This window comes from Dyella sp. (assembly GCF_035486915.1).
In the GTDB taxonomy this organism is placed as follows: Bacteria; Pseudomonadota; Gammaproteobacteria; order Xanthomonadales; family Rhodanobacteraceae; genus Dyella_B.
In genome coordinates, this window is sequence record NZ_DATHMR010000136.1 from 1 (window position 1) to 2,916 (window position 2,916).

General features: G+C 58.2%; 3 protein-coding genes. All 3 read right to left on the reverse strand.

What is annotated here, in order from left to right; all coding sequences use genetic code 11:
• A partial coding sequence (locus tag VK725_RS10780; protein ID WP_325318054.1) for a ComEC/Rec2 family competence protein occupies window positions 1–1,483 on the reverse strand: 1,483 nt, incomplete at its 3' end.
• A gap of 151 nt (window positions 1,484–1,634) precedes the next feature.
• Window positions 1,635–2,330, reverse strand: a complete 696-nt coding sequence (gene lolD / locus VK725_RS10785) for a lipoprotein-releasing ABC transporter ATP-binding protein LolD (protein ID WP_325318055.1) — start codon at window positions 2,328–2,330, stop codon at window positions 1,635–1,637.
• Between the two features lie 4 nt (window positions 2,331–2,334).
• On the reverse strand, window positions 2,335–2,916 hold a 582-nt coding region (locus tag VK725_RS10790; RefSeq protein ID WP_325318056.1), incomplete at its 5' end, for an FtsX-like permease family protein.

Here is a 2,916-nt window from a genome sequence, read left to right on the forward strand (position 1 = left end):
GCACACCACGCGGCATGAACAACCATGCCGCACCAAGTGTCGCAAGTACCAACGCCCAAAGTTTTACTTCCGGCAAGAACCAGTGCGCGCCGGGCCAGGTTGCCGTTTTCTCCAGCACCCACCATTGCATGTGAGTCAGCCATGCAGCCAGTTGAAGCACGGGCGTTGCCAGTGGCGGACAGATCATCAGCAAGAGCAAGCCGATCAATGCACACGGCACAATGACGAAACTCACCACTGGCACGGCTAGAAGATTGGACAGAGCGCCCACCAACGACGCTTCGCCGAAAAACCATTGTGTAAGGGGCAACAACGCCACTGTCATCACCAGCTGCCCGAAGGTCAGATCGCGCAAGAAAGCGCGAACGCCACGGCCTTGTGTTTCAAGACACAGCACCAGGAAACCGACGCCTACGAAAGAAAGCCAGAATCCCGCTTCAAGAACGGCAAGAGGATCGACGATGAGTATCGCAATCAACGCCAATGCGAGTGCATGAACGGGGCAAAACGCACGCCGACTCCATTTGGTGAGCGCGATGGCGGCAATCATCAACACTGTGCGTACCGTTGGCATGCCAAATCCGGCAAGGGCCGCGTAGCAGAAAGCAACGACCAGCGCCGATAACGCCTGCGCCTGGACTTTGGGCCACCGCAGTGCGAGTGAGGGCCAAATCCAGTACGTCATTGCGCATAGCAAAACACCGAACAAGGCCGCCACACCTACGTGGAATCCCGAGATAGCGATAAGGTGCGAAACGCCATTGGCACGTGCGACGTCCCAGTCGTTTTCGTTGAGTCCGGCTGTATCGCCAACGGTAAAAGCCCTCAGCAATGCAGCATCGTGCGTGTCGGACACACGCGTCTGGATGCCTTGGGCGAGATAAGCGCGCAGTCGGTCGATACAAAGAAGTGTGGGGGATTGATGACGATTCGCTGCGTCATCGCGTACATACCCCACGGCGTCGATACCATGCGCCATCGCACTTCGTTCACCATCTCCGCCGCCCGGATCGACCAAGCCACGCGGTCGTCGCAACCGTAACGTGAGTTGCCAGCGCGAACAGGGTTGTAGCCCGGCGGAATGCTCGTCGTACCAACTAATGCGCGCAAGACCGCGCCACGAGATCGCCTTTCCATCGAGCGTTGCTTCTTCGACCCGAAAGAGAAAGCTTGTCGCATCGGCCCGTGTTTGCGGGAGGCTAACGACCTGGCCGATAGCGACGAAGTCCTGACCCTCCCACGCGCGCGGCAGGCGCGCTTCCATGCCTGCACTGCCGCGCCATGCGGCCCAGACAAAACCCAGCAAAGCGATGGCGAACCAACGCCACGTCGGTGCGCGCCAGATCATTCCAAGCGCACATAACGCAAAAAACAAAATCGCCCATGGCGGCGGCAGCGCAGGAAGCCACTGCGCGGACAACATGCCCGTCATCAGCGCTACCGCGGTTGAAACAGCACTGGGCCACTTCCCTGATCGCAGCATATCCGTGCCGCCAGACTCTCTGAGCAGGCCACACTAATTCAGGATCAGATAATTTCGTGTAGGCAACGTGCCGTTACAAAGCCTCCGGTTACTTCTCGAAGGCTTAAGGTTATGCCGACGGGTTCAGCTCGGCATTTCCGTCGAACAGGCGCTACGCCCTTTCGCGCAACTCGCCGTTATGCAGTTCCAACGTACGATCCATGCGCTTGGCAAGCCGGTTGTCGTGCGTGACGAGAATGAAGCTGGTGCCGATCTCGCGATTCAATTCAAGCATCAAGGCATACACCTGAGCGGCGTTGTCTTCGTCGAGATTACCGGTCGGCTCATCGCCTAGCACGCAGGACGGCCGCGTCACCAAGGCACGTGCCACGGCGCAGCGTTGACGCTCGCCGCCCGACAGCTCACCGGGCTTGTGTTCCATGCGCTGTCCCAGACCTACTCGCTCCAGCAGCGCCGTCGCCTGCTTTTGCGCTTCAGCGATGTTCGTGCCGCGAATCAACAAAGGCATGCACACGTTCTCCATCGCCGTGAATTCGGGCAGCAGGTGATGGAATTGATAGATGAAGCCCAACGACTTATTGCGCACGCGGCCACGCTCGGCGTCGGAGAGCTTGGAGAGAAGGCGCCCTTCGACCTCCACTTCGCCGCTAGTCAATGTGTCCAAGCCGCCGATAATGTGCAGCAACGTGCTCTTGCCTGAGCCCGACGCGCCCACTATAGCGAGCGTTTCACCACGCTTGAGCGTAAAACTGGCGTCCGACAACACTTTGGTCCGCAGATCGCCTTCTTCGTACGTCTTGGCGATATGGCTGGCGCGCAGCACGATGTCTTGGGAAGCATTCGTCATGGGATTACTCATAGCGCAGCGCCTGCGCAGGCTGGGTACGCGATGCGCGCCATGCGGGATAAAGGGTGGCAAGCAGGGAGAACGCGAAGGTGGTCAAGGACACCCACAACACATCGTACGCGTCGAGCCGGCTTGGCACTTCGCTGATGTAGTAAACGTCGGGTGACAGGAAGACGACACCCGTCAGGTGCTCGATCAACTTCACGATGGCAGGCAACTGCCACGAGAGCAGCGAGCCCAAACCCACACCAAAGGCGATACCAACAACACCTACGAGCACACCCTGCACCATGAACATGCCCATGATGCTGCGCGGTGTGGAACCCAGAGTGCGAAGAATGGCGATGTCGGCCTGCTTGTCAGTGACCAGCATCATCAACATCGAAATCAGGTTGATCACCGCAACGAGAATGATCAGCGACAGGATAATGAACATCACTTTCTTCTCCATGGCGATGGCCTTGAAGAAGTTGGCGTGACTGTCCATCCATGTTGTCACTTCGTAGGTTTGTCCAAGCGAATTGGCCAGTTCCAGGGCAATCGAGCGTGCATTGTCGAGATTGTCCAAGCTCAGGCGAATACCCGT